Annotated in this window: 28 protein-coding genes; 17 read left to right on the forward strand and 11 right to left on the reverse strand. The window is 63.2% G+C overall.

Features of this window, described 5'->3' with window-relative positions:
- Window positions 1–65: 65 nt before the first annotated feature.
- From F8197_RS13425 to F8197_RS13450, 6 genes are all read left to right on the forward strand, one after another.
- Window positions 66–341, forward strand: a complete 276-nt coding sequence (locus tag F8197_RS13425) for a hypothetical protein (RefSeq protein WP_056139665.1) — start codon at window positions 66–68, stop codon at window positions 339–341.
- A 91-nt stretch (window positions 342–432) separates the two neighbouring features.
- Entirely contained in the window at window positions 433–1404 is a 972-nt protein-coding gene (locus F8197_RS13430) for an MBL fold metallo-hydrolase (RefSeq protein WP_152882274.1), read from the forward strand.
- 110 nt (window positions 1405–1514) lie between these two features.
- Window positions 1515–2357: an alpha/beta fold hydrolase gene (locus F8197_RS13435; RefSeq protein ID WP_056139669.1), complete on the forward strand. Its 843-nt coding sequence runs from the start codon at window positions 1515–1517 to the stop codon at window positions 2355–2357.
- Window positions 2358–2488: 131 nt separating this feature from the next.
- Entirely contained in the window at window positions 2489–3034 is a 546-nt protein-coding gene (locus F8197_RS13440) for a Dps family protein (RefSeq protein WP_152882275.1), read from the forward strand.
- Window positions 3035–3039: 5 nt separating this feature from the next.
- On the forward strand, window positions 3040–3864 hold the full coding sequence (locus F8197_RS13445; protein WP_152882276.1) for a sensor histidine kinase: 825 nt from the start codon (window positions 3040–3042) through the stop codon (window positions 3862–3864).
- Window positions 3861–4496, forward strand: a complete 636-nt coding sequence (locus F8197_RS13450; protein WP_152882277.1) for a response regulator transcription factor — start codon at window positions 3861–3863, stop codon at window positions 4494–4496. Before F8197_RS13445 ends, F8197_RS13450 begins: the two co-directional genes overlap by 4 nt.
- A gap of 12 nt (window positions 4497–4508) precedes the next feature.
- Here the strand turns inward: F8197_RS13450 and F8197_RS13455 are convergent, their stop codons facing one another.
- A complete protein-coding gene (locus tag F8197_RS13455; RefSeq protein WP_152882278.1) occupies window positions 4509–5195 on the reverse strand; it encodes a hydrolase in 687 nt (228 codons plus the stop codon).
- A 132-nt stretch (window positions 5196–5327) separates the two neighbouring features.
- Here F8197_RS13455 and F8197_RS13460 point away from each other — a divergent pair, with 132 nt between their 5' ends.
- Both F8197_RS13460 and F8197_RS13465 read left to right on the forward strand, forming a co-directional pair.
- Complete coding sequence (locus tag F8197_RS13460) at window positions 5328–5729, forward strand: hypothetical protein (RefSeq protein ID WP_152882279.1); 402 nt, start codon at window positions 5328–5330, stop codon at window positions 5727–5729.
- 312 nt (window positions 5730–6041) lie between these two features.
- Entirely contained in the window at window positions 6042–6944 is a 903-nt protein-coding gene (locus F8197_RS13465; RefSeq protein ID WP_227012235.1) for a PAS domain-containing protein, read from the forward strand.
- Between the two features lie 283 nt (window positions 6945–7227).
- Here F8197_RS13465 and F8197_RS13470 read toward each other — a convergent pair whose 3' ends face one another.
- Window positions 7228–7440 carry a hypothetical protein gene (locus F8197_RS13470; RefSeq protein ID WP_227012236.1) on the reverse strand — a complete coding sequence of 71 codons (213 nt, stop codon included), beginning with the start codon at window positions 7438–7440 and terminating at the stop codon, window positions 7228–7230.
- A gap of 170 nt (window positions 7441–7610) precedes the next feature.
- Here F8197_RS13470 and F8197_RS13475 point away from each other — a divergent pair, with 170 nt between their 5' ends.
- Both F8197_RS13475 and F8197_RS13480 read left to right on the forward strand, forming a co-directional pair.
- Window positions 7611–8198: a chromate transporter gene (locus F8197_RS13475; protein ID WP_152882280.1), complete on the forward strand. Its 588-nt coding sequence runs from the start codon at window positions 7611–7613 to the stop codon at window positions 8196–8198.
- Window positions 8195–8782, forward strand: a complete 588-nt coding sequence (locus F8197_RS13480) for a chromate transporter (RefSeq protein ID WP_152882281.1) — start codon at window positions 8195–8197, stop codon at window positions 8780–8782. Before F8197_RS13475 ends, F8197_RS13480 begins: the two co-directional genes overlap by 4 nt.
- Before the next feature lie 3 nt (window positions 8783–8785).
- Here the strand turns inward: F8197_RS13480 and F8197_RS13485 are convergent, their stop codons facing one another.
- From F8197_RS13485 to ssuE, 7 genes are all read right to left on the reverse strand, one after another.
- Window positions 8786–10546 carry an amidohydrolase gene (locus F8197_RS13485; RefSeq protein WP_152882282.1) on the reverse strand — a complete coding sequence of 587 codons (1761 nt, stop codon included), beginning with the start codon at window positions 10544–10546 and terminating at the stop codon, window positions 8786–8788.
- A 100-nt stretch (window positions 10547–10646) separates the two neighbouring features.
- Window positions 10647–11213, reverse strand: coding sequence for a YceI family protein (locus F8197_RS13490; protein ID WP_152882283.1), 567 nt, complete (start codon window positions 11211–11213; stop codon window positions 10647–10649).
- A 295-nt stretch (window positions 11214–11508) separates the two neighbouring features.
- On the reverse strand, window positions 11509–12348 hold the full coding sequence (locus F8197_RS13495; protein WP_152882284.1) for an ATP-binding cassette domain-containing protein: 840 nt from the start codon (window positions 12346–12348) through the stop codon (window positions 11509–11511).
- 24 nt (window positions 12349–12372) lie between these two features.
- Window positions 12373–13146 carry an aliphatic sulfonate ABC transporter permease SsuC gene (gene ssuC / locus F8197_RS13500; protein WP_152882285.1) on the reverse strand — a complete coding sequence of 258 codons (774 nt, stop codon included), beginning with the start codon at window positions 13144–13146 and terminating at the stop codon, window positions 12373–12375.
- Window positions 13146–14288 (reverse strand): FMNH2-dependent alkanesulfonate monooxygenase, encoded by a 1143-nt coding sequence (gene ssuD / locus F8197_RS13505; protein ID WP_200931075.1) that lies wholly within the window; start codon window positions 14286–14288, stop codon window positions 13146–13148. Before ssuD ends, ssuC begins: the two co-directional genes overlap by 1 nt.
- 17 nt (window positions 14289–14305) lie before the next feature.
- Entirely contained in the window at window positions 14306–15340 is a 1035-nt protein-coding gene (locus F8197_RS13510; protein ID WP_152882286.1) for a sulfonate ABC transporter substrate-binding protein, read from the reverse strand.
- Window positions 15341–15354: 14 nt separating this feature from the next.
- A complete protein-coding gene (ssuE, locus tag F8197_RS13515; RefSeq protein ID WP_152882287.1) occupies window positions 15355–15972 on the reverse strand; it encodes an NADPH-dependent FMN reductase in 618 nt (205 codons plus the stop codon).
- Between the two features lie 199 nt (window positions 15973–16171).
- Here ssuE and F8197_RS13520 point away from each other — a divergent pair, with 199 nt between their 5' ends.
- From F8197_RS13520 to F8197_RS13545, 6 genes are all read left to right on the forward strand, one after another.
- On the forward strand, window positions 16172–17380 hold the full coding sequence (locus F8197_RS13520; protein ID WP_152882288.1) for an acyl-CoA dehydrogenase family protein: 1209 nt from the start codon (window positions 16172–16174) through the stop codon (window positions 17378–17380).
- A gap of 8 nt (window positions 17381–17388) precedes the next feature.
- Window positions 17389–18195, forward strand: coding sequence for a methionine ABC transporter ATP-binding protein (locus F8197_RS13525; RefSeq protein WP_152882289.1), 807 nt, complete (start codon window positions 17389–17391; stop codon window positions 18193–18195).
- On the forward strand, window positions 18188–18880 hold the full coding sequence (locus tag F8197_RS13530; RefSeq protein ID WP_152882290.1) for a methionine ABC transporter permease: 693 nt from the start codon (window positions 18188–18190) through the stop codon (window positions 18878–18880). Before F8197_RS13525 ends, F8197_RS13530 begins: the two co-directional genes overlap by 8 nt.
- 9 nt (window positions 18881–18889) lie before the next feature.
- Complete coding sequence (locus F8197_RS13535) at window positions 18890–19750, forward strand: MetQ/NlpA family ABC transporter substrate-binding protein (protein WP_152882291.1); 861 nt, start codon at window positions 18890–18892, stop codon at window positions 19748–19750.
- A gap of 1 nt (window position 19751) precedes the next feature.
- On the forward strand, window positions 19752–21113 hold the full coding sequence (locus F8197_RS13540; protein ID WP_152882292.1) for an LLM class flavin-dependent oxidoreductase: 1362 nt from the start codon (window positions 19752–19754) through the stop codon (window positions 21111–21113).
- A gap of 66 nt (window positions 21114–21179) precedes the next feature.
- Window positions 21180–21800 carry a LysE family translocator gene (locus F8197_RS13545; protein ID WP_152882293.1) on the forward strand — a complete coding sequence of 207 codons (621 nt, stop codon included), beginning with the start codon at window positions 21180–21182 and terminating at the stop codon, window positions 21798–21800.
- A 9-nt stretch (window positions 21801–21809) separates the two neighbouring features.
- On the opposite strand, the gene epsC is transcribed toward F8197_RS13545, so the two are convergent.
- Window positions 21810–22733 carry a serine O-acetyltransferase EpsC gene (epsC, locus tag F8197_RS13550; RefSeq protein WP_056139697.1) on the reverse strand — a complete coding sequence of 308 codons (924 nt, stop codon included), beginning with the start codon at window positions 22731–22733 and terminating at the stop codon, window positions 21810–21812.
- Between the two features lie 161 nt (window positions 22734–22894).
- Here epsC and F8197_RS13555 point away from each other — a divergent pair, with 161 nt between their 5' ends.
- Window positions 22895–24076 (forward strand): multidrug effflux MFS transporter, encoded by a 1182-nt coding sequence (locus tag F8197_RS13555; protein WP_019922469.1) that lies wholly within the window; start codon window positions 22895–22897, stop codon window positions 24074–24076.
- Between the two features lie 37 nt (window positions 24077–24113).
- On the opposite strand, the gene F8197_RS13560 is transcribed toward F8197_RS13555, so the two are convergent.
- Window positions 24114–24365 carry a hypothetical protein gene (locus F8197_RS13560; protein ID WP_019922468.1) on the reverse strand — a complete coding sequence of 84 codons (252 nt, stop codon included), beginning with the start codon at window positions 24363–24365 and terminating at the stop codon, window positions 24114–24116.
- Between the last annotated feature and the right edge of the window lie 79 nt (window positions 24366–24444).

Genomic DNA, 24444 nt, shown 5'->3' on the forward strand with positions numbered 1-24444 from the left:
GTGCCATGCTCCCGCGCGCGGTACACTCGCGGGAGCATATTGCCCCTATATCACAAGGAGTCACCATGATCGACCGCCATACCGCCCACTACGTTCCCTTGGCCACCGCCCGCACCAAGGACGTGGTCAAGCACCTGCTCGCCCCCGGCGAGCGCCACAAGATCGACATCGTGCGCATCGGCGACCGCCACCAGCGCGCCGAGGTCGATGCCTGGCTCGTCGCCGACGAAGACGGCCCGGTACATTTCTTCTACCAGGACGGCGTCGACGGCCACGACGTGCAGTTCGGCTTTGCCGACGAGGTGCGCGAAGCCATCGACGAAGCGGAAACCGAAGTCTAGGCAGGAGCCTCAGCCCCGCCTTAATGGAGGTGGCGTAACGACAGCGGACCTTTACCATTCATCTATTCAAGATGACACGTAAAGGACCGCCATGAAAATCAATAAAACCCTGCTGCTGCCCCTGCTTGCAGCGTGCGCCCTGCTGATCGCCGTGGCCAGCCAGGCCGCTGCGCCGCTGGTCAAGACCCAGGCGCCCGGCTACTACCGCACCATGCTGGGCGAGTTCGAAATCACCGCGCTGTCCGATGGCAGCCATCCATTCCCCATCGATACGGTGATGACCCATATCGAAGCGGCGCTGATCAAGCAGGACCTGGCCAAGGCCGAACTGGCGCAGCCAGTGCAAGGTTCGATCAACGCCTTCCTGATCAACACCGGCAAGAAGCTGATCCTGGTCGATGCCGGCGCTGGCGTGCTGTATGGCGATTGCTGCAACAAGCTGCTGAGCAACCTGCGCGCCGCCGGCTACCAGCCGGAACAGGTCGATGAAGTGCTGCTCACCCACCTGCACAAGGACCACGCGGGCGGCATCATGGCGCAGGGAAAGGCCGTGTTCCCGAACGCCGTGCTGCGCCTGTCGCAGCTGGAAGCCGACTACTGGCTGTCCGCCGCCAATCAAGCCAAGGCGCCCGACTTCCTTTCGACCTTTTTTGATGCAGCCAGGGCCGCCGTGGCGCCATACCAGGCCGCCAACCACTATCAGCCGTACCAACAGTTCGGCCAGCTCGACGCCGGCATCGAAGCGCTGCCGGCGCCGGGCCACACCCCGGGCCACGCCATGTACCGCGTGCAAAGCGCCGGCCAGTCGCTGCTGATCTGGGGCGATATCGTGCACGTGACCGCGATCCAGCTCGAGCACCCGCAAGCCACCGTCAAGTACGACAGCAGCGAAGCGGACGCCGCTGCTACCCGCGCCCGTCTGCTGCAATCTCTCGCCAACGATCACACGCTGGTCGGCGCTGCCCATATCGCCTTCCCCGGCCTGGGCCGCATCCGCCAGAACGGCAAGGCATACGACTGGCTGCCGCTCAACTACGACGGCGCGCCCGGCACCGTCAACTGACGAGCACCCCATACGGGCGCACCGGCACTGCACTTTTGGCAGGAGCTTTTCAACGGTGCGCTGACTACACTGGGTAGGTAGTCACCCCTCACACACCAAGGAGCAACAACATGGCAAACAGCAATCTCTCAGTTGACAGCGTCATCACCGAAGATGGCACCCGCATCCATTTCAAGGACTGGGGCACCGGCCCGGCCGTGGTGTTCAGCCATGGCTGGCCGCTGCAAGGCGATGCCTGGGAAGACCAGATGATCTTCCTGGCCAGCCACGGCTACCGCGTGATCGCCCATGACCGTCGCGGCCACGGCCTGTCGAGCCAGCCCTGGGGCGGCAACGACATGGACACCTATGCCGACGACCTGGCCACGCTGCTGAACGCGCTCGACATCAAGGAAGCCACGCTGGTGGGTCACTCCACCGGTGGCGGCGAAGTGGCGCGCTACATCGGCCGCCATGGCAGCGCCCGCGTCAAGAAGGCCGTGCTGGTGGGCGCCGTGCCGCCGCAAATGGTCAAGTCCGCAACCAACCCGGGCGGCTTGCCGATGGAAGTGTTCGACGGCATCCGCGCCGGCGTGCTGGCCGACCGCTCGCAGTTCTTCAAGGACCTGACCTTGCCGTTCTACGGCTACAACCGCCCCGGCGCCAAGGTGTCCGAAGGCGTGCGCGACACGTTCTGGGCCCAGGGCATGCAGTGCGGCATCAAGAACGCCTATGACTGCATCAAGCAGTTCTCGGAAGTGGACTTTACCGAAGACCTGAAAAAGATCGACGTGCCTGTACTGGTCGTGCATGGCAGCGACGACCAGATCGTGCCGATCGACGCCGCCGGCAAGGCCTCGGCCAAGATCATCAAGAACGCCAAACTGGTGATTTACGAAGGCGCGCCGCACGGTCTGCCTACCACCCACAAGGACAAGCTCAATGCGGACTTGCTGGAATTCCTGCAGTCCTGATCACCCGATAGGGTGAGTCAAATCCCTCCCCTGTTCAATCTTCTGCCTCACTCTTTCGGAGCTAAACGCCATGGCGATCACGGTCCATAATCAATCGGTGGGCAAGAAGGCACTTTTAAAGGAAACACATCATGAGCAAAGCAAATACAAAACAAGTGCTGCAAGACTTCGGTTCGCTGGCGGACGTGCGCATCGGCCTGTCGGCCGAAGTGCGCGCGCACAGCGTGCAGGCGTTGAACCGCCTGCTGGCCCACACCATGGCCATCCGCGACGCCTACAAGAAAGCCCACTGGCAAGTATCGGGCGCCACCTTCCATCAACTGCATCTGCTGTTCGACCAGCACTACAACGAGCAGGTCATCATCATGGATGCCATCGCCGAACGCGTGCAAACCCTGGGCGGCGTCACCTTCGCCCTGGCGCAGGACGTCATGGAAGAATCGACCATTTCGCGCAGCGCCCCGCGTGGCCGCGAGACGGCGGCAGCCCAGCTGTCGGGCCTGCTGGACGCGCATGAAACCATCCTGATCGAGGCCCGCCCGCTGGCGCGCGCTGCTGCCGACAATGGCGACGACGGCACCAACGACTTGATCGTCAGCCAGGTGGTGCGCAGCAATGAGCTGCACAGCTGGTTCATCGGCGAACACCTGGCCGCGCAAACCCAGGCCGCCAAGTAGGCAACATGCCCGCACCCGCAGACCTCGCGACGGACAAGTCGCTCGACAACGAGCAGTTGTACCGTCGCTACCTGGCCGAAAAAGCCCGCCGCCTGCAGGCGGAAGAGGCGCTGCGGGAAGCCGAGGAAGAACTGGCAAGACTGGCGCGCATCTCGTCCATGGGCGAGTTCGCCGCCTCGCTGGCGCACGAGGTCAGCCAGCCGCTGGCGGCCATCGTGCTGCAGGCCGAAGTGGGACTGATGTCCCTGCAATCGAATAACACCGAGCGCGTGCGCGACGCTCTCCAGCTGATCCGCCACGCGGGCGCCACTGCTGCCGACGTGGTGCGCAGCATCCGTGGCATGTCCTGCCGCACCAGCGCCGAACCCACCACCTTCGATGTCGATGAAGCGCTGCGCGAAGTGCTGCGCATGTTGCGCGCCGAATTCCACAAGCACGGCATCGCTGTCCACGACGCGCTGGCGCTGAACGGCCACCAGTTGTGCGCCGACCGCGTGCAGTTGCAGCAAGTGATGATGAACCTCGTTTTGAACGCCATCGAAGCGATGAAGGACGTGCATACCCGCCCGCGCCAGCTGCACGTGCGCTCGGTGCTGGCCGATATTGCCGGCACGGTCCGCATCAGCGTGGAAGATAACGGTGTGGGCGTGCCGGCCAAGCTGGCCGAGAGGCTGTACGATCCGCTGTTTTCCACCAAGCCCGGCGGCACCGGACTGGGGCTGGCGATTTGCCGCACCATCGTCCAGGCGCATAACGGGCGCATCTGGTCCACCTCGCGCCAGCCGCATGGCGCCGCCTTCCACATCAGCCTCAAAGGACATCCCGGATGAACACGCCCGACGACACCATTTCCGTCCTGATTGCCGACGACCACCCGCTGATCCTGGCCGGCCTGGCCGCCCTGATCGCTGCCATGCCGGGCCTCGCCCTGGCAGGGCAAGCAGACAACGGCGCCCGCGCGGTGGAACTGTACCGCCAGCATCGCCCCCAGGTAACGATCATGGACCTGAGCATGCCGGTCATGCACGGGCTCGAAGCAATCGGCCAAATCCTGGCGTTCGATCCCGATGCCCGCATCGTCATTCTTACCACGTACCAGGGCGACGAAGACGTGCACCGGGGCATGCGCGCCGGTGCGCGTGGCTACCTGCTCAAGGACAGCAGCCCGGAACAGCTGGTTGCATGCATCCACGCCGTGGCCCAGGGCCGCAAATTCCTGCCGCCGGAAGTGGCCAGCAAGCTGGCCGCACACACGGAAGTTGCACGGCTGTCGCCGCGCGAGCTGGAAATCCTGGCGCACTTGGCCACCGGCAAGAGCAACAAGATGATCGCGCGCAGCGCAGACATCGAGGTGGGCACGGTCAAATTTCACGTCAACAATATTCTTGCCAAGCTCAACGTCGGAAGCCGCACCGAGGCCGCCACGGTGGCGTCCCGGCGCGGCTTGCTCAGCGCGTTTTAGTTACTTGGCCGCTTATTTGGCTGGCACGGGCGCCAGCGTCCTGTGGTCCGGGTTGGCGCGCGAAGCAGCCTTGTGCACCATGGTGTAAGCGTAGTCCACGCCCATGCCGTATGCGCCCGAGTGTTCCTTGACGATGGCCATCACGTCGTTATAAGTTTCCTTGTGGGCCCAGTCACGCTGCCATTCCAGCAGTACTTGCTGCCAGGTCACCGGAATCACGCCGGCTTGCACCATGCGCAGCATGGCCATATCGTGCGCTTCTTTCGAGGTGCCGCCCGATGCATCGGACACCATGTAGATTTCGTAGCCGCCTTCGAGCATCGCGCACAGGGCGAACGTGGTGTTGCACACTTCCGTCCACAGGCCCGACACGATCACTTTCTTCTTGCCGTTGGCAGCCAGCGCGTCGCGCACTTTCTGGTCGTCCCACGAGTTCATCGAAGTGCGTTCCAGGATATCTTTGCCCGGGAACACGTCGAGCAGCTCAGGGTAGGTGTGGCCCGAGAACGATTCGGTTTCGACGGTGGTGATGGTGGTCGGGATATTGAAGACCTTGGCGGCTTTGGCCAGCGCAACGGTATTGTTTTTCAGAACCTGGCGATCGATCGACTGCACGCCGAACGCCATTTGCGGCTGCTGGTCGATGAAGATCAGCTGCGAGTTTTGCGGGGTCAGGACTTCGAGTTTTGGGTTCATCATCATGCTTCCAGAGTGGTGTAAAGGAACCCTCATGGTAGGGCGCGCAACCGCCCTTCACCACTGCAATAAGATAGGCTCCGCCATAGGGGGGACTCTGCTAAGCTGCGGCCATCCCCATGATCAGGAAGAGCCATGAATAACGACGATACCGCGCAACGCACCAAACTGACCAGCCTGGGCCGCGCCCTGCGCGACCTGCACAAGCAGCTGATCCACATCGAGAGCCAGTACTTCGGCGCCGTGGGCGGCCCGCTGGAACTGCTGCAACTAGTCACCAACCATCCCAACTTTGCCTGGCTGCAAAAACTGTCGGGCCTGATGGCGCAGATGGACGAACGCCTGGACGAAGAAGAACCGGTGACAGCCGAAGACGCGGTCACCTTCCGCCGCGCCATCGAAGCGCTGATCGGCCCGTCCGAACAGGGCGACCTCGAGTTCCGCGCCAAGTACAACGCCATGTTGCACGATGGCCCAGAGCTGGTGATGGCGCACGGCGCCGTACGCAAGCAATTGTCCGAAATTGTGGCGATTTAAAGATATCCACACGAATTGTGGATAAGGTTGTGAATAACAGCCACTTGACAGCCGGGACCGCCTTTAATGGCGGGCGTTTCAACAAAATGCCCAATCGGAAGGCAAAATTTTAGCCGAATAAAATCAATGACTTACAGCGAGGGCCGAAAGGCCCTCGCGTGTTTTTGAGCCCGCTTGAAAAATATTTTTGTGTGCATAAATACGGTCCATGGAATCTCAGGCCGCGAATTCTTTGACAAATCCGCATACGAGGAATAGTGTAACTCCAGAGTTTCGCAATTTTCTTCCAAGAACTCGTTTCGGGATCAATGCATGAATCAGAATGATGACGACACAGACTGGATGATCGACGACGACGAAGCCGTCGCCGCTGAAGCGCAGTCAAGCGGCAAGGCGGCCGCTGCCGCGCCACCGCCGTGGCGGGTACTGATCGTGGATGACGACGTCGATGTCCACGTTGTGACAAAATTTTCACTCAGCAATGTTTGCTTCCGTGGACGGCGCCTGAGTTTCCTGCATGCCTACAGCGGAGAAGAAGCGCTGACCACGCTGCGCAACACCCCCGACATCGCACTGGTGCTGCTGGACGTGATCATGGAAACCAGCGATGCCGGCCTCAACGTGGCGCGGCAAATCCGTGACAATCTGCACAACAGCCTGGTGCGCATCGTGCTGCGCACGGGACAGCCGGGCCAGGCGCTCGAGCACAGCATCATTCTCGACTACGACATCAACGATTTCTGGTGCAAGACCGACCTCACCACCCGCAAGCTGTTTACTACCGTGATCTCGTCGCTGCGCGCCTATGCCGGCCTGCAAGAGGCGCAGGAACACGCCGCCGTCCTGCAAACCCAGCTCGACCATGCGAGACGACTGCTGGACGCCGTGGACCAGCACGCCGTCATCGCCACGTTTGACACGCGCGGCCGCATTGCCAGCGTTAATGACAAGTTTTGCGCCAAATTCCAGTTTTCGCGCCAGGAACTGGTGGGCGCCGACCTGCGCCTGCTGCACACGCCGCCCTACCCGCCCGACCAGTTGGCCGACGCCCTGAGCGCACTGGGCGCCGGCGAAACCTGGACCGACGTGGTCACCGGCTGGCGCCGCGACGGCCAGGAACTGCGGCTGCGCGTGACCGCAAGCGTGGTGGACGACCCGGTCGCGCCGTACGTGGTGGTGGGCAGCGTGATGCAGCCTTTGAAGAAACCGCTTTGATCCCGCGCAGACAACGCTAAGTACAGGATTTTCAAGCGTTTTTTACGATATCCACAAGCTCTGTGGATATCTATGTGGATATCTCCCCATTGACAACGAAGCGCGCCTGTAACGGCGCGGGGTTCAACAAACTGCCCATCCAACAGGCAGTTTTTATCCCCATATAAATCAAGCACTTACGTTGATATATTTTTCAACACGAAAAATTTTCAAATTCATTCTTGCCATCATGATGTGTGCATAAGTAATCCAGCCACTTACATGAGGTAAAGCTTATGGATGGCTAATGCACGGCCTGACGCCGTTGCTGCGGATGGAGCAGCACCCGTTCGATGATTTGGGGCTGGACGTTGTGCGACCGCAGGTATTCGATGGCGCACACGGTATTGAAGGTGGACTGGACAATGATGCCGCGCTCGACGATGGCACTGCTATGGCTATCGCTGCGTTGGTAGTGCTGTTGCATGGTCGGGGGGAAGTGCAAATCGTTCATCATGAGCCTCGCTAAAAATTAGGGGTTTTGATCAGGATCAAGCAGACATGCAACGGGAGTATGCGCGACCGTTTTGTAAAGTCAATGTCAGGCTCCTATCATTTCGCAATTAAAATGTTGCGCGAATTTGATGTGCGTGGACACGAAGCAATGAGCAGGGTCATAATGCCAAGATGACTGAAGACCATCCCCGCCCCGCCTCCCTTACCGACCTGTTTATGTCATTTACCGTGCTGGCGTTACAGGGCTTCGGCGGCGTGTTGGCCGTGGTCCAGCGCGAGATGGTCGAACGCAAGCGCTGGCTCACCCAGGAAGAATTCATCGAAGACTGGGCCGTGGCACAAGTGATGCCCGGTCCCAACGTGGTCAACCTGTCGCTGATGATCGGCGACCGTTATTTTGGCCTGCGCGGCGCCATGACGGCGCTGGCCGGCATCCTGACCGTGCCGTTGCTGCTGGTGTTGTGCCTGGCCGTGCTGCACTCGCATTACGCCAACCACCCGGGCATGGCCGGCGCGCTGCGCGGCATGGCGGCGGTGGCGGCCGGGCTGATCGCTGCCACCGGCATCAAGCTCGCCTCGGCACTGCGCAACCATCCACTGCCCGGCTGGTTCAGCGGCGCCGCTGCCGTGCTGTGCGTGGCGATGCTGGTGGTCTTCAAGGTGCCGCTGGCCTGGACCCTGCTGCTGCTCGGCGGCACGTGCGTGGGCCTGACGTACCGCATCTTGAAGACGCGCAGCCTGAAAGCGGCAACGCCATGAGCGGCGCACCGATCCACATCGTGCTCAGCCTGGCGGACTGGTGCAGCCTGTTCGGCCATTACCTGCTGTTGTCGCTGTTGTCGGTGGGCGGCGCGATTTCCACCACGACCGAGATGCACCGCTACCTGGTACTCGAACAAGGCTGGCTGACGCAATCGCAATTCAACGATTCGGTGGCCATCGCCCAGGCGTCGCCGGGGCCGAACGTACTGTTCGTGGCATTGATGGGCTGGAACGTGGGTCTGAATGCGGGCAGCTACGTCGCCGCGTTTGCCGGCGTGGTGGTGACCATGTGCGGCATCCTGATCCCCAGCACCTGCCTCACCTACATGGCCGCGCGCTGGGCGCGCCTGCACCGCGACAAGCTGGGCGTGCGCGCCTTCAAGCAGGGGATGGCGCCGGTGGTGGTGGGGTTGATGGTATCGGTGGGCATTACCCTCGGCAGCGCCCACCGCGATTTCGCCCTCGACTGGCCGCTGTGGCTGCTGTCGATGGTAGCAGGCGTGCTGATCTGGCGCACCCGCATCCACCTGCTGTGGCTGCTGGCAGCCGGCGCCATCCTGGGATGGTTCCAGCTGGTCTAGAAGCTACTTGTTCTGGTAGCCGCCGTAATATTTGACGGGGCTCCAGTCGGGCTTGACTTCAAGCTCCGGTGGCGCCAGCTGCTTGAATTGCTCGCCGGCGTACACCACCTTGCCGTTGACGATGGTCAGCGCGCTTTCCAAGTTCTTGATCTGCTCGACGTCCATGCTGAAATAATCTTGCGGCAGGATCACCACGTCGGCGTACTGGCCTTTTGCCAGCGTGCCCTTGAGCTTTTCTTCGCCACTCATCCAGGCGCTGCCCTGGGTCATCAGCTTCAGTGCCTGGTAGCGGCTCAGCACGTCCTGAGGTTGCCACAATTTCAGGCCGCCGGCGGTTTTACCGGTCACCGCCCAGTAGATCGACGGCCACGGACCGTAGCTGCTGACGCGGGTGCCGTCGGTGCCGAGGCCCACCGGGATTTTCATCTCCAGCATTTTCTTGATCGGCGGCATCTGGCGGGTCTGGGCGCCGTATTGTTTCCAGTAGTGCTCACCCTGGAAATACATGCGGTTTTGCACGGCGATGCCGCCGCCCAGCGCTTTCACGCGTTTCAGTTGCTTGTCGCTGATGGTTTCGGCATGGTCGAAGAGCCAGCGCAGGCCGTTCAGCGGCAAGTCCTTGTTGACCTTTTCGATCACGGCCAGGTCGCGGTCGATGCTCTCGTCGTACGTGGCGTGGATGCGGAACGGCCAGCGGTTCTTGATCAACAGGCGCAGCACGGGTTCCAGTTCGCCTTCCATTTCATGCGGCATGTCCGGGCGCGGCTCGAGGAAGTTCTCGAAGTCGGCCGCGCTCCACACCAGGTTTTCGCCGCCGCCCTCGGTGTTGTAGCCATTCGCATAGAACAGGTGTTCGTTCTTGTCAGGCTTGGTCTGGGTGAGCCAGCGCTGGTAGTCTTCGAGCTCCTTGCCCGGCTTTTGCGCGAACAGGTAATACGACGTGCGCACGGTCAGCTTGCCATCCTTGGCCAGTTCCAGGCTGACGGCGTAATCGTCGGGATAAGCCTGGCCGCCACCGCCGGCATCGATCGCACTGGTCAGGCCCAGGCGGTTGAGGTCGCGGTAGTACTGGATGGTGGAATTGAGCTGTTCATCACGCGGCAGCACGGTGGTCTTGGCCAGCGTGGTGTACAGGATCATGGCGTTCGGTTTGGCGATCAGCTTGCCGGTGGGCTTGCCGTCGGGGCCCAGTTCCACCACGCCGTCCTTGAACCTGGTCTCGGCGGTGTAACCCAGCGTTTCGATACCTTTTTTATTCAGGAAGCCCAGGCCGTACAGGTATAGCAGGAATACCGGCTTGTCCGGCACTGCTTCGTTGATTTCTTCGAGGGTCGGCAGGCGCTTTTCCTCGAACTGGAATTCGTTCCAGCCGCCGACGACCTTGATCCAGGCGCCGTCCGGCGTGCGCGCGGCCTGCTCCTTGAGCATCTGCATCGCCTGTTTCAGCGACGTCACACCGTCCCAGCGCAGCTCGGCATTGTAGTTGAGGCCCTCGCGGATGATGTGCAGGTGCGAATCGTTCAGGCCGGGAATCACGGTCTTGCCGTCGGCATCGATCACTTGCGTGGCGGCGGTCTTGAGTTTCAGTACGCTGGCATTGCTGCCCACGGCGGTGATCTTGCCGTCTTTCATGGCGACGGCCTGGGCGAAAGCGCCCTCTTTGGTCATGGTGGCGACCTTGCCGTTGGTGATGATCAGGTCGGTTGCGTGCGCCGACGTGGCGGCCAATACGGTTATGGCAAACGCGAGCTGCGTCATTTTCATTGTCTTGCTCCTAAAAAAATGGACTGCTGCGACACGATGTCGCAACAGTCCAGGTCAGTGCAATGAAATGAAGCCAGCCCAACGGACCGGCCCGTTTCAATTACTCCTTGATGGCTTCGATGGCGAGGGTCAGGGTGACTTCATCGCCAACGTTCGGTGCGTATTTACCGGCGTTGAACTCGGTACGCTTGATTTTGGCCGTGGCGTTGGCGCCGCAAGCCAGTTTCTTCATCATCGGGTGATCGGCGCACTGGAAGTGCGTGACGGTCAGGGTCACTGGCTTGGTGATGCCCTTGATGGTCAGGTTGCCGTCGATGGTGGCAGGCACGTCACCCTTGAAGTTGACCTTGGTCGACTTGTAGGTGATGGTCGGGAACTTGCCGGTGTCCAGGAAATCTTCGCCCTGGATGTGGCCGTCGAACAGTTTCGAGCCGGTATCGACCGACTTGGTGTCGATGGTCGCTTCCACCGAGCCGGTCTTGGCAGCGCGGTCCACCGTGAACTTGGCGGTGGTGGTGTTGAAGCGGCTGGTCTGGATCGAGTAGCCGAAGTGGCTGTAGCTGAAGCTCGAGAAGGTGTGGTTGGCATCGGAAGTGAAGGTTTCCGGTGCGGCAAATGCGGACATCGAGATACCGGCGGCGACCAGCAGGGCAAAGATTTTTTTCATTGTCAGACTCCTGTGTGTTGGGAACAGTGAGACATGCGACCGGTCCGGGGTTCCGGCCAAGTCCATGTCTCGGGTGGCAATGATTATGCTCTGCACAATTGACGTTGTAAAACGAAAAATTTGCCTCGTTACTATCGAGAAAATCGATCATAACCGACGGTTAAGTTCAATCTCGTGCACAGGTGGGAATGATACTGGGGGATGGGAGGGAGAGGAATCTGTCGGAAGGGTGAGGATTGAGTCACCTTGAGCCTGCCATCCTCCGGATGGAGGATGGCGCAGTGGGACTCAAGGCTCAGGCTGCAGCCGCGATCTTGCCGGCGTGCCTGGCAGGTGCCGGATGGAGGATGCTTTCCAGCAGTTGCTGCTCCAGCGCCGCAAACGCCGCGTTGCCGCGTGCGCGTGGCCGGGGTAGGTCCACTTTCAGGTCCAGCGTGATGCGTCCTTCTTCGATCAGCACCACGCGGTCGGCCAGCGCCAGCGCTTCCTGCACATCGTGCGTGACCAGCACTGCCGTGAAGCCGCGCGCCAGCCACAGGCTTTCGATCAGTTGCTGCATCTCGATGCGGGTCAACGCATCGAGCGCACCCAGGGGTTCGTCGAGCAGCAGCAATTGCGGTTCGTGCAGCAATGCACGCGCCAGGGCCACGCGCTGGCGCTGGCCGCCCGACAGTTCGGCCGGCCAGTCGTTGGCGCGTGCGCCCAGGCCCACCGTGTTCAAGGTGGCGGCCGCCGCGTTCAACGAGCGGGGCAGGCCCAGCGCCACGTTTTCCAGCACCGTCTTCCACGGCAGCAGGCGCGCCTCCTGGAACATGATGCGAATGCTGCTGCCGATGGCACCCTTGCCCACCGCGATGGTGCCCTGCTCCACCGTCTCCAGCCCGGCGATGGCGCGCAGCAGCGTGCTCTTGCCGCAGCCGCTGCGGCCCACTACCGCGACGAATTCGCCCGGCTGCAGTTGCAGTTCGATGTCGTGCAACACCGCGCGCTCGCCGAACGATTTACTTAAACCCTCCAGCGACAGCGACACGCCCTGGCGCCGCGCCGGTGGCCGGTTGACATCGGCCGCCGACAGCGACGACAGGTTCTCGCGGGCCAGGCCGCCGACATCGAACAAGGTGGTGGAAATATTCATACGGTTTACTCCAATTCAGATCGATTAGCGGTAGGCCGGATTCCAGCGCAGGAAGCGCTTTTCCATCCCGCGCGACGCCAGGTCGGCAGCCTTGCCCAGCAGCGCGTACAGCAAAATCCCCACCAGCACCACGTCCGTTTGCAGGAACTCGCGGGCGTTCATGGTCATGTAGCCGATGCCGGCCTGCGCCGAAATGGTTTCGGCCACGATCAGCAGCACCCACACCAGCCCCAGCGAAAACCGCACGCCCACCAGGATCGACGGCAGCGCCGCCGGCAGGATCACGTCGCGATACAAAGGCCAGCCGGACAGGCCATAGCTGCGCGCCATCTCGATCAAGCCCTGGTCGGCCGAGCGGATGCCGTGGAAGGTGTTCAGGTACACGGGGAAGAACACGCCGACCGCCAGCAGGAACAGCTTGGCCGTTTCATCGATGCCGAACCACAGGATCACCAGCGGGATCAGCGCCAGCGCCGGGATGTTGCGCACCATTTGCAGCGTGGTGTCGAGCAGCGTTTCGGCGCGGCGGAAGCTGCCCGTCAACAGGCCAAGCAGCAAACCGAGGCCGGCGCCAATGGCAAAGCCCGACGCCGCGCGCCACAGGCTGGTACGCAAGTGCACCCACAGCTCGCCCGACACGGCCAGCGCCCAGAAGGCCTTGGCCACGGCCCACGGTTCGGGCAGGATGCGGCTCGACAGCCAGCCGGCCTGCGAGGCCACCTGCCACAGCACGATCAGCGTGACCGGCAATATCCACGGCGCCAGCGCGCTCGGCGCTTTATTCTTTGCCTGAGCCATTACGCCGCCTTCTTGGGAATGATATCGCTGGCCATGATCTCGCCGAACGGACCGCTGAGCGACTGGGTGCCGGCCGCTTTGCCCTTGCCCAGCAACGGGAATACCAGCTCGGCGAAGCGGTACGATTCTTCCAGGTGCGGATAGCCGGAGAAGATGAAGGTCTCGATGCCGAGGTCCGCGTATTCGCGGATGCGCGCCACCACTGTTTCGGCATCGCCCACCAAGGCCGTGCCGGCGCCGCCGCGCACCAGGCCTACGCCGGCCCACAGGTTGGGCGAGACTTCGAGCTTGTCGCGGCGGCCGCCATGCAGGGCCGCCATGCGCTGCTGGCCCACCGAATCCATCTTGCCGAACGCCTTCTGGGCCTTGGCGATGGTCTCGTCGTCGAGGTGGCTAATCAGCTCATCGGCTGCGCGCCATGCTTCTTCGTTGGTGTCGCGCACGATCACGTGCAGGCGGATGCCGAATTTGACGGTGCGGCCATGCTTGGCGGCGCGCGCGCGGATGTCGGCGATTTTTTCGGCCACCGCTGCGGGTGGCTCGCCCCAGGTGAGGTACACGTCCATCTGCTCGGCCGCCAGCGCGTGCGCCGGTTCGGACGAGCCGCCGAAGTACAGCGGCGGATACGGCTTTTGCACGGCCGGGTACAAGGTTTTAGAACCCTTGACCTGGATATGCTTGCCCTCGAAATCGTAGCCGGCATCGCCGCCCTCGCCCGCCAGCGAGGCGCGCCATACGCGGATGAATTCGTCGGAAATCTCGTAGCGCTTGGCATGGTCGGCAAACAGGCCGTCCGCTTCCAGTTCGCCCTGGTCGCCGCCGGTGACAACGTTGATCAGCAGGCGCCCGTTGGACAGGCGGTCGAACGTGGCGGCCATGCGCACGGCCAGACCGGGCGTGGTGAGGCCGGGACGGATAGCGACGAGGAACTTGAGCTTTTGCGTGACCGAGATCAGCGACGACGCCACCACCCACGCATCCTCGCACGAGCGCCCGGTGGGCAGCAGCACGCCGTCGTAGCCGAGGGTGTCGGCGGCGACCGCGCACTGCTTGAGGTAATCGGCATCGACCGGACGCGCGCCCTTGGTGGTGCCAAGGTAGCGGCTGTCGCCGTGGGTGGGGATGAACCAGAAAATATTCAACGACATGATGTAAATCCTTATTTCTTCGCTACCTGGCTTGGCGCCAATTGGGCTTCTTTGACCGCGATCGGCTTCGGAATCAGCTTGAGATGGGCGAAAGCGTCGGCCACCTGCTGCTGCTGCGCCAGCACGCCGGCGCTGATCGGCTTGACGCCGTAGGCATAGCGCGAGGCGGCCAGCGCCACGACTTCATTTTCCAGGCCGGTCTGGGTGGAGAGGATGGCTGCCACGTCCTTCGGATTGGCAGCGCCCCACTCGTCAACTTTGGCGATTTCTTCGAGCACGATGCGCACGGTGTCCTGGTTCTTTTCGGCGTACGGCCGCGCGGCCAGGTAGAACTGGTAGTTGTTGACCAAGCCCTTGCCATCGGCCAGCACGCGGGCGCCGATCTGCTTCTCGGCGGCGGCCAGGAACGGATCCCAGATCACCCACGCATCGACGCTGCCACGCTCGAACGCGGCGCGCGCATCGGCTGGCGGCAGGTAGATCACCTGCACGTCCTTGTAGGCGACGCCGGCTTTTTCCAGCGCTTTGACCAGCAGGTAGTGAACGTTGGAACCCTTGTTCAGGGCGATCTTCTTGCCCTTGAGGTCAGCCACGCTGCGCACGGTGGACGATTTCGGCACGACGATCGCCTCGCTGGCCGGCGACGGCGGCTCGTTGCCGACATAGACCAGGTTGGCGCCGGCGGCTTGCGCAAAAATCGGCGGCGCCTCGCCCACGGTGCCGAAATCGACACTGCCCACGTTCAGCCCCTCGAGCAGCTGCGGTCCGGCCGGGAATTCGGTCCATTTGACCGTGATGTTTTTACTCGCCAGGCGCTGTTCCAGCGTGCCCCGGCCCTTGAGCAGGGTGAGCGTGCCGTATTTCTGGTAGCCGATGCGGATTTCCTGCTTGCCTTGGGCAGCGTTGGCTTGGGCCAGCGTCGGCGCGTGGGCGGTGACGCCCAGCACGCCAACGGCAAACAGCAGTCCCAGGGTATGGCGCCGCGCGGTGCGTTGCTGCGCACGAGTGTCGGCCGGTCCGGTTGCGTTGATGGTCTTGATGGTCATGTACGCGTCTCCACTCAGCGCGCCAGGCGGATCGGCTCGACCGGCGCCACGAACGGCGCCTGCGCTTGCGCATTTTCCTGAGCTCGTTGCCACGATTTGTGGCCGTGCAGCGCAGCGGCCAGCCCTTCCACGCCAGCCTGCACGCGCCAGGCGATGGCCTGATCGACGGCCAGGCCGCTGCCCTCGTTCCACACCAGTTGCGACGACGTGGCGTAAATCCCGGCCAACACGTGGCGCGCGTCGAGCGCGTGCAGCACCGGGCGCAGCGCGTAGTCGAGCGCCAGCATGTGCGACTGGCTGCCACCGGTGGCCAGCGGCAGCACCAGTTTGCCGGCCAGGCCGTCCTGCGGCAGCAAGTCGAGGAAGGCCTTCAGCAAACCGGTATAAGAGGCTTTGTACACCGGGGTGGCGATGATCACGGCATCTGCTTCGCTAACTGCCGCCAGCGCGCGCTTGATGGCCAGGTCCGAGGTCTCGGCGTGCAGCAGCGCATGGGCCGGCAGTTCGCGCACCTGCACCTTGGTGTAGCGATGTCCGGTACTGCGCTCAGCCAGTTTTTCAGCTACATGGTCCAGCAAACGGCCGGTGCTCGATACCGCAGCCGGGCTGCCGCCTAATAGAAGAATGCTCATGATCCGATCCCCGTCAATTTGTTTGTGCCGGCCAGAATAGAGCCGTCCTGTTGAAATCAGAACGAATAGTTTTGCGCATCCATATGCGGTTTACGACACATGACTTTTTTGCATATAAATAGCCGGAATTCTTCGTGTACGCGGTTTGGAGCCCGGTGCAATACTGCGCCACCGCATCCTTAACTACAACGGACATACCATGTCTAACGCACTCAGAACAGCGACGCCCGATCCGGCGCCGCCGACGTCTCCCGATCCGCTCAAGGTGGCCGCCGACCTGGCGCGCCGCCTGGGCGAAACCGCCAACGCCCGCGACCAGGCCGGCGGCCACGCGGCGCTGGAACGCGGCGCAATTCGCGCCTCAGGCCTGCTCACGCTGTCGATACCGACCGAATTCGGCGGCCAGGGCGCCGACTGGCCCACGGTGCTGCAAGTGGTGCGCATCCTGGCGCGCGCCGACAGCGCACTGGCCCACATCTTCGGTTTTCACCATCTGCAACTGGCGGGCATCCAGCTGTACGGCACACCGCAGCAGCAGCGCCGCTTCCTCACGCTCACCGTCGAGCAGAATCTGTTCTGGGGCAATGCCCTCAATCCGCTCGACCGCCGCACGGCGGCCGTGGATGCGGACTATGGCTACACGCTCGATGGCATCAAGAGTTTTTCGTCCGGCTCCGTGGGGTCGGACTGGCTGACCGTCTCGGCCTGGCACGAACCCACCGGCACCGCGCTGATCGGCGTGCTTCCCACGCGCCAGCCGGGCGTGGAGGTGCAGGCCGACTGGGACGCCTTCGGCCAGAAGCAGACCGACAGCAGCAATGTCCACTTCAGCGGCGTGGCGCTGCCGGCCACCCAGGTGCTGCAGGCGCCCGGCGTAGCGGCCACGCCGCAATCGACGCTGCGCTCGCAGGTGGCGCAACTGATCATGACGAACCTGTACCTGGGCATCGGCGAAGGCGCGTTCGAGGCAGCGCGCGCCTATACCGTGGACGAGGCGCGGCCGTGGTTTGCGTCCGGCGCCCAATCGGCTGCTGCCGATCCGCTGGTGCAGCACCGCTTCGGCCAGTTGTGGCTCAAGCTGCGGCCGGCCGCCGTGCTGGCCGACCACGCGGCGCGCGAACTCGAACGGCTGTTCCGCATTGGCCCGCAAGTTACCGCCCGCCAGCGCGGCGAACTGGCAATCGCCGTGGCGGAAGCCAAGGTGCTGGCCCATACCGCCGGCATCGACATCAGCAACCAGATGTTCGAACTGACCGGCGCCCGGTCGACGTCGGCCCGCTATGGCTACGACCGTTTCTGGCGCAACGTCCGCGTGCATACCCTGCACGACCCGGTCGACTACAAGATCCGCGACCTCGGGCGCCATGCGCTCGATGGCTCGCTGCCTGAACCCACCGCCTACTCCTGAAGTACCCGATGACTATTCCACTGATCCGCATCGAACATGCGAGCAAGACCTTTACCCTGCCCGATGGCGGCAGCTTCGACGCCGTGCGCGACGTGTCGCTCGACGTGCGCCAGGGCGACATCTTCGGCCTGATCGGCAAGAGTGGCGCCGGCAAATCGACCTTGCTCCGCCTTTTCAATTTACTCGAACGGCCCGACGCCGGCGCCATCACCGTCGCCGGCCGCGAACTGACGTCGCTGTCGAAGCGCGACCTGCGCGATGCGCGCCGCAATATCGGCATGATTTTCCAGCAGTTCAACCTGCTGCAAAACGCCACCGTGTTCGACAACGTCGCCTTCCCGCTGCGCATCCACGGCGGCCAGAAACCGGAACAGATCGCCGCGCGCGTGAACCAGTGCCTGGAACTGGTGGAACTGGGCGTCAAAGCCGACAGCTATCCGGCCCAGCTGTCGGGCGGCCAGAAGCAGCGCGTGGCCATCGCCCGTGCGCTGGCCAGCGGCCCCGCCGTGCTGCTGTGCGACGAACCGACGTCCGCGCTCGACGCCGAGACCACGCGCGCGCTGCTGGCCACGCTGCGCGACATCAACCACCGGCTCGGCGTCACCATCGTCATCGTCAGCCACGAATTGTCGGTGCTGGCCGAGATCTGCAACCGCGTGGCGGTGATCGAGGATGGCGCGATCGCCGAGGAATTCGCGCTGAACGAACCGGCAGGCCACAATGCGCCGCGCAAGACGGCACTGGGCCGCGAACTGGCTGCCTTCAACGCTGCCAAAACGCTGGCCGGCACACACCGGGAGGCCGCCCATGTCTGAACTGTTTTCCACGCTGGGCGTGTCGTTCAACGCCATCGTCGCCATGCTGCCCGAGATGGGCACTGCCGTCGGCCAGACGCTCACCATGCTCGGCATCGGCCTGTCGGCAGCAGTGCTGATCGGCGGGCCGCTCGGCATCGTGCTGTTTCTGGTGGCCGATGACCAGTCGCTGCAAAACCGCCCGGCCGCGCTGGTACTGGGCTGGCTGGTCAACACCGTGCGCTCGTTCCCGTTCATCATTCTGCTGGTCGCCCTGGTGCCATTTACGCGCATGATCGCCGGCACCTCGATCGGACCGCTGGCGGCCGCCGTGCCGCTGTCGTTTGCCGCCATTCCGTATTTCGCCCGCATGGTCGAACAGAACCTGCGCGAAGTGCCGCGCGGCGTGATCGAGGCGGCGCACGCCATGGGCGCTTCGGAACTGCAGATCGTGCTGCGCGTGCTGCTGGTGGAGGCGCGCTCCGGCCTGGTGCTGGCATTGACCGTGCTGGCGATCAGCTTCCTGTCGTATTCCGCCGTCGCCGGCGTGGTGGGCGGCGGCGGCATCGGCGACCTGGCGATCCGCTACGGCTATTACCGCTTCGAAACCGACATCATGGTGGCCACCGTCGCCATCCTGATCATCATGGTGCAACTGATCCAGTTCACCGGCAACCGCATTGCAAAACGCATCGACAAACGTTAAGGAACAACCATGATCAAACCGATACGCCGCCATGCCGCATTGACCACGATACTGGCAGCACTGGCGCTGGCGCTCGGCGCCAACGCGCCGGTTCACGCCAAAGACCCGAAAGAAATCGTCATCGGCACCAGCGCCGGCCCCTACGCGGACCAGATCAAACTGGGCATCAAGCCGTTGCTGGAGAAGAAGGGATATAAGGTCAAGCTGGTGGAGTTCAACGACTACATCCAGCCCAATTTCGCGCTGGCCGAAGGCTCGCTCGACGCCAACGTATTCCAGCACATCGTATACCTGAACAAGTTCGCCACCGAGAACAAGCTGCCTATCACCGAACTGGTAAAAGTGCCGACCGCGCCGATCGCCATCTACAGCAAGCGCCACAAGACGCTGGCGGATGTGAAGGACGGCACGACGGTGGCGCTGCCCAACGATCCGACCAACCAGGCGCGCGCGCTGGTGCTGCTCGACCAGCTAGGCTGGATCAAGCTGCGCGACAAGTACGATCCGGTGCGCGCGTCCGAACGCGACATCGCTACCAACATCAAAAAGATCAAATTGATCCCGCTGGAAGCAGCGCAGCTTCCGCGCTCGCTGCAGGACACCGACTACTCTTTCGTCAATGGTAACTACGCACTAGCCTCGGGCCTGAAACTCAAGGATGCGTTGAAGACCGAAAAAATCTCGGACAACTACGTGAATCTGGTGGCGGTGCGCACGGCCGACAAGGACAAGCCATTTGCGAAGGATATCGCTGCCGCCTACCGCTCGCGCGAATTCCTCGACATCACCAACAAGCACTTCGCCGACTATTCCAGGACCGACTACCAGCTGGCGTTGGCGAAAGAGGTGGCAGCCAAACCGGCCAAGTGACATGAGCAAGCAAATCCGCTTCAACGCCTTCCAGATGAACACGGTGAGCCACCAGTCGCCGGGCTTGTGGACGCATCCGCGCGACACGGGACACCGCTACACCGATCCTGACCACTGGACCGACCTGGCGCGCCTGCTGGAGGCGGGCCTGTTCGACGCCGTGTTCCTGGCCGACGTGCTGGGCGCCTACGATGTGTACCAGGGCAACGCCGACGCCGCGCTGCGCCACGCGGTGCAGGCGCCATTGAACGACCCGCTGGCGCTGGTGCCGCTGATGGCGCAAGTCACGACCCACCTGGGCTTCGGCGTGACCTGCGCCCTCACCTACGAGCATCCGTACACGTTCGCGCGGCGCATTTCCACGCTCGACCATCTGACGCGCGGGCGCATCGGCTGGAATATCGTCACCGGGTATCTGGACAGCGCGGCGCGCAACCTGGGCCTGGACCGGCAGCTGGGCCACGACGAGCGCTACGACCTGGCCGACGAATACATGGACGTGGTCTATAAACTGTGGGAGAAAAGCTGGGACGACGACGCCGTGGTCAACGACAAGGCGCGCGGCGTGTATGCCGAGCCGTCCCGCATCCACGCCATCAACCACGAAGGCCGCTTCTACAAGGTGCCGGGCTTTCACCTGTGCGAACCGTCGCCGCAGCGCACGCCGTTGCTGTACCAGGCCGGCACCTCGCCGCGCGGCACGTCCTTTGCGGCGCGCCACGCCGAGTGCACATTCGTCAGTGGTCCCAGCAAGACCGTGGTGCGCAAGTACGCCGATGACCTGCGCGCAGCCGTGCGCGCGACCGGCCGGGACGGCGACGACCTCAAAATTTACGCCCAGGCGCTGATCGTCACCGCCCCCACCGAGGCCGAAGCATGGGCCAGGTACCAGGACTACCGCAACCACGTCGATATCGAGGCGGCGCTGGCCCTGCTGTCCGGCTGGACCGGCATCGACTTCAGCCAGTTTCCGCTCGACGCCACCGTCGAGTACATCGAATCGGACGCGGGCCGCTCGGCGCTGGCGTCGTTCACCCAGGCCGATCCCGACCGTACCTGGACCGTGCGCGAGGCTGCGCTGTTCATCGGCCTCGGTGGCCGTGGCCCGGTGCTGGTAGGCGATCCGCGCCAGGTGGCGGACCAGCTGGAAGCATGGCAGGACGACACCGGCATCGACGGTTTCAACCTGGCCTTTGCCGTGGCCCACGACAACATGCGCGACGTGGTGGAGCTGATCGTGCCGGAATTGCAGCGGCGCGGGCGGTATCGCAAGGCGTACGACGGCGGTACCTTGCGTGAACAGGTGCTCGGTGGCGGCGCGCGGCTGGCGCCCGGTCACGTGGCGCACGCGGTACGGCTCTGATACTGAAAGATTGCCAAAGCATCAAAACTGCCGCACACTGGCGCCTGCATATTTTTCGGAGCATCCATGGCTTTTCCTTCCCTGTCGGAGCTCGCGCCGCACGGCACCACGTTCGTTGCGCTGACCATCGCCGCCGTGCTGCTCACGCCCGGTCCCACCAACACGCTGCTATTCCTGGCAGGCAGCCGCGACGGCATTCGCCGCTCGCTGCCGCTGATCGCGGCGGAGTGGGTCGGCTACCTGATTGCGATCGGGGTGTGGTGCGTGTTCCTGGCGCTGGCCGCTGCCGTGGCGCCATGGGCGCCGCCGGTGGCGCGCGCCTGTGCGGCCGTGTACATAGCCTGGTCGGCCATCAAGCTGTGGCGCACCGCGCTGCAGGCCGGAGCAGCCGGCAGCAAGGGCATCGGTCCACGCGACCTGTTCACGGTCACGCTGCTCAACCCCAAGGCGTTCTTTTTTGCGACGGTGGTCTTCCCGCCGCTGGCGGCCGGCCCGGCAGCGCTGCTCGAGGCATACCTGATCTTCAGCGCCCTGCTGCTGCCGATCGCCGCGCTGTGGATTTCGATGGGCGCTGCCGTACTCGCCTACCCCAGCGCCACGCCGCGCCAGCCGATGGTGCACCGGATCGCGTCGGTGGTGCTGATGGGGTTTTCGGGTTCGATCTGCTACACGCTGCTGGCCCGCTGAAGGCTTGCTCTAGTCGTTGCGCATCTGGGCCTGGGAGACATTGCTGTTGGGCGCCACACTCTGGGTAAGCCACACATTGCCGCCGATGGTTGATCCAGCGCCGATGGTAATACGGCCCAGGATGGTGGCGCCTGCATAAATCACTACGTCGTCTTCGACCACAGGGTGGCGCGGCACGCCCTTGATCAACACGCCCTGGTCATCGGCCGGGAAGCGTTTGGCGCCCAGCGTGACGTGCTGGTACAGGCGCACCCGCTGGCCGAGAATGGCGGTCTCGCCGATCACCACACCCGTGCCATGGTCGATGAAGAAGCTGCCGCCGATCTGGGCACCGGGGTGGATGTCGATGCCGGTGAGCGAGTGGCCGATGTCCGAGATCAGCCGCGCCAGGAACGGCGAACCGAGGCGGTGCAGGCAGTGCGCCAGACGGTAGTACAGGATGGCGATGGTGCCCGGGTAGCACAGCATGATCTCGGCCACCGACGTGGCGGCCGGGTCGCCGGAAAACGCCGCATGCACGTCGGAGACCAGCAGCGCGCGGATGGCCGGCAAGTTGGCGGCAAATTCGCGGGTGATGGCGTGGGCCTGCTGGGTGAGCACGGCGTCGTCGGGCACTTCTTCGGTGGCCGAGAATTGCAGGCCGCGCCGCACCTGCTCGGTCAGGCGGTTGAGCGTGGTGTTCAAAGTATCGCCGACAAAGTAGTCGATACTCTCGTCGGTGAGGTTGGGCCGGCCATAATGGGTGGGAAACAGCACCGCCGACAGGCCGTTGACGATGATTTGCAGTGCCTCGCGCGACGGCAGCTCGCGCACCCTGCCCTGGTGACGGATATTGTGGGTGGCCTCGCGCGAGACGCGCAGCTGTTCGATCACGCTGGCCAGGTTCCAGTGCGATGGTTTGACGCCGGTGGCGTCGAAGGTATCAATAGTCATGTCTCGATAATCTAAAATTTTTGGCGATAATTCTGGCTATAGTACGCCGATGATCAAGCATACGCGCACCACGCCGCCAGGTGAACGAATCAAAATGTCGCCCGATATGCGCTGGCCGCATATCGCGTAAAATGCCGGGTCCAACGAACAATACGCCTTTAATGAATATTCTGCTGACCATCCTGCTGGCCGGCCTGACCATGGTCGGCCCGCTCGCTATCGATACCTATTTGCCATCGTTCCCTGCCATCGGCGTGGCGTTCGACGCCAGCCCGATCATGGTGCAGCAAACCCTGAGCATGTTCCTGTTCTGCTTTGCCTTCATGATGCTGTTTTACGGCACCCTGTCCGATTCGTTCGGCCGCCGCCCGGTGATTCTGGTGTCGCTGGTGCTGTACATCGCTGCGTCGATCGGCGCCGCGCTGGCGCCGTCGATCGGCGTGCTGCTGGCCTGCCGCATCGTGCAGGGCCTGGCAGCGGGCGCCGGTTCCGTCGTCGGCCGCGCCATCGTGCAGGACCGTTTTACCGGCGCCGCCGCGCAAAAAATCCTGGCCCACATCATGATGGTGTTCGGCCTGGCGCCGGCCATCGCCCCGGTACTGGGCGGCTGGCTGCAAGTGAGCTTTGGCTGGCGCTCGATCTTCTGGTTCCTGGCCGCCTTCGGCATCGTGATGTACGTTGCCGTCACGCGCCTGCTGCCGGAAAGCCTGGCGGTGAAGGATCGCCACCCGTTCCACCTCGGGGTCATCGCGCGCAATTATTGGAAGGTGCTGTGCCACCACCATTTCCTGCTGCTGGCGATTGCCGTGGGCATGAGCTTTGCCGGTGTGGCGCTGTACATCGGCTCGGCCGCGTACTTCGTGATGAACATCCTGCACCTGCCGGAAACCGCGTTTGCCTGGATGTTCGTGCCGCTGATCGGCGGCATGGTGGTAGGCTCGGCGCTGTCGGGCAAATTCGCCCACAAGTTTGCGCGCAAGGCGCAGGCCTGGATGGGCTTTGCGGTAATGATCCTGGCCGGCGTGATCAACGTCGGCTACAACCTGTACTTCACCGCAGCCGTACCGTGGGCGGTGCTGCCGCTGTTTATCTATTCGTTCGGCCTGTCGCTGATGATGACGCCGATTACGCTGATGGCGCTCGAGTACTTCCCCAACAATAGCGGACTGGCGTCGTCGATGCAGTCGTTCGTGCAGATGCTGCTGTTTGCGCTGGTGTCTGGCCTGGTGGCGCCGCTGCTGTTCGACAGTGCGCTCAATCTGGCGTGGGGTGTGCTGGGGAGCCTGGTGGTGGCGGTGCTGGCGTGGTTATTGGCGCAGGTGGGCAAGCCGGTGGTGCACTGAATGTGCCATCCCCGCCGCGCGGGGATGACGGAACAAATTACGGCCATGGGGCAGGATTGAGGTTTTCGTACTGGGCGCCGCCCTGCTCCGGCTCGCGCGCCTCGGGCACTTTGCCCGGTGCTTGCGCTGGATTGCGCAGGCCCAGGATTTCCTTGCGCGCTTCCACGAAGTCGGCGCTGGTGAGCGGGTTTTCCTGGTCGGGCCAGTTGGCTTCGGCCCATTGTTGCAGTTGTTCGAAGCGTTCCCACAGTTCATTGATGAACTCTCGGCGTGCCTGGTCGTCGATCATGTTTCCTCCTAGGTATTTCGGATAGTGTCGGCCGGGGCCGCCAGGGCGTCGGTGCGCATCCGCACAAAACCCTGTCCCC

It is taken from the genome of Duganella sp. FT27W (genome assembly GCF_009295655.1).
Taxonomy (GTDB): domain Bacteria; phylum Pseudomonadota; class Gammaproteobacteria; order Burkholderiales; family Burkholderiaceae_D; genus Rugamonas; species Rugamonas zoogloeoides.

Excerpts from the sequence above, each read along its gene's own strand:
- F8197_RS13425 (WP_056139665.1), top strand. The coding sequence starts at position 66 with ATGATCGACCGCCATACCGCCCACTACGTTCCCTTGGCCACCGCCCGC.
- F8197_RS13430 (WP_152882274.1), top strand. The coding sequence starts at position 433 with ATGAAAATCAATAAAACCCTGCTGCTGCCCCTGCTTGCAGCGTGCGCC.
- F8197_RS13435 (WP_056139669.1), top strand. The coding sequence starts at position 1,515 with ATGGCAAACAGCAATCTCTCAGTTGACAGCGTCATCACCGAAGATGGC.
- F8197_RS13440 (WP_152882275.1), top strand. The coding sequence starts at position 2,489 with ATGAGCAAAGCAAATACAAAACAAGTGCTGCAAGACTTCGGTTCGCTG.
- F8197_RS13445 (WP_152882276.1), top strand. The coding sequence starts at position 3,040 with ATGCCCGCACCCGCAGACCTCGCGACGGACAAGTCGCTCGACAACGAG.
- F8197_RS13450 (WP_152882277.1), top strand. The coding sequence starts at position 3,861 with ATGAACACGCCCGACGACACCATTTCCGTCCTGATTGCCGACGACCAC.
- F8197_RS13455 (WP_152882278.1), bottom strand. The coding sequence starts at position 5,195 with ATGATGAACCCAAAACTCGAAGTCCTGACCCCGCAAAACTCGCAGCTG.
- F8197_RS13460 (WP_152882279.1), top strand. The coding sequence starts at position 5,328 with ATGAATAACGACGATACCGCGCAACGCACCAAACTGACCAGCCTGGGC.
- F8197_RS13465 (WP_227012235.1), top strand. The coding sequence starts at position 6,042 with ATGAATCAGAATGATGACGACACAGACTGGATGATCGACGACGACGAA.
- F8197_RS13470 (WP_227012236.1), bottom strand. The coding sequence starts at position 7,440 with ATGATGAACGATTTGCACTTCCCCCCGACCATGCAACAGCACTACCAA.
- F8197_RS13475 (WP_152882280.1), top strand. The coding sequence starts at position 7,611 with ATGACTGAAGACCATCCCCGCCCCGCCTCCCTTACCGACCTGTTTATG.
- F8197_RS13480 (WP_152882281.1), top strand. The coding sequence starts at position 8,195 with ATGAGCGGCGCACCGATCCACATCGTGCTCAGCCTGGCGGACTGGTGC.
- F8197_RS13485 (WP_152882282.1), bottom strand. The coding sequence starts at position 10,546 with ATGAAAATGACGCAGCTCGCGTTTGCCATAACCGTATTGGCCGCCACG.
- F8197_RS13490 (WP_152882283.1), bottom strand. The coding sequence starts at position 11,213 with ATGAAAAAAATCTTTGCCCTGCTGGTCGCCGCCGGTATCTCGATGTCC.
- F8197_RS13495 (WP_152882284.1), bottom strand. The coding sequence starts at position 12,348 with ATGAATATTTCCACCACCTTGTTCGATGTCGGCGGCCTGGCCCGCGAG.
- ssuC (WP_152882285.1), bottom strand. The coding sequence starts at position 13,146 with ATGGCTCAGGCAAAGAATAAAGCGCCGAGCGCGCTGGCGCCGTGGATA.
- F8197_RS13510 (WP_152882286.1), bottom strand. The coding sequence starts at position 15,340 with ATGACCATCAAGACCATCAACGCAACCGGACCGGCCGACACTCGTGCG.
- ssuE (WP_152882287.1), bottom strand. The coding sequence starts at position 15,972 with ATGAGCATTCTTCTATTAGGCGGCAGCCCGGCTGCGGTATCGAGCACC.
- F8197_RS13520 (WP_152882288.1), top strand. The coding sequence starts at position 16,172 with ATGTCTAACGCACTCAGAACAGCGACGCCCGATCCGGCGCCGCCGACG.
- F8197_RS13525 (WP_152882289.1), top strand. The coding sequence starts at position 17,389 with ATGACTATTCCACTGATCCGCATCGAACATGCGAGCAAGACCTTTACC.
- F8197_RS13530 (WP_152882290.1), top strand. The coding sequence starts at position 18,188 with ATGTCTGAACTGTTTTCCACGCTGGGCGTGTCGTTCAACGCCATCGTC.
- F8197_RS13535 (WP_152882291.1), top strand. The coding sequence starts at position 18,890 with ATGATCAAACCGATACGCCGCCATGCCGCATTGACCACGATACTGGCA.
- F8197_RS13540 (WP_152882292.1), top strand. The coding sequence starts at position 19,752 with ATGAGCAAGCAAATCCGCTTCAACGCCTTCCAGATGAACACGGTGAGC.
- F8197_RS13545 (WP_152882293.1), top strand. The coding sequence starts at position 21,180 with ATGGCTTTTCCTTCCCTGTCGGAGCTCGCGCCGCACGGCACCACGTTC.
- epsC (WP_056139697.1), bottom strand. The coding sequence starts at position 22,733 with ATGACTATTGATACCTTCGACGCCACCGGCGTCAAACCATCGCACTGG.
- F8197_RS13555 (WP_019922469.1), top strand. The coding sequence starts at position 22,895 with ATGAATATTCTGCTGACCATCCTGCTGGCCGGCCTGACCATGGTCGGC.
- F8197_RS13560 (WP_019922468.1), bottom strand. The coding sequence starts at position 24,365 with ATGATCGACGACCAGGCACGCCGAGAGTTCATCAATGAACTGTGGGAA.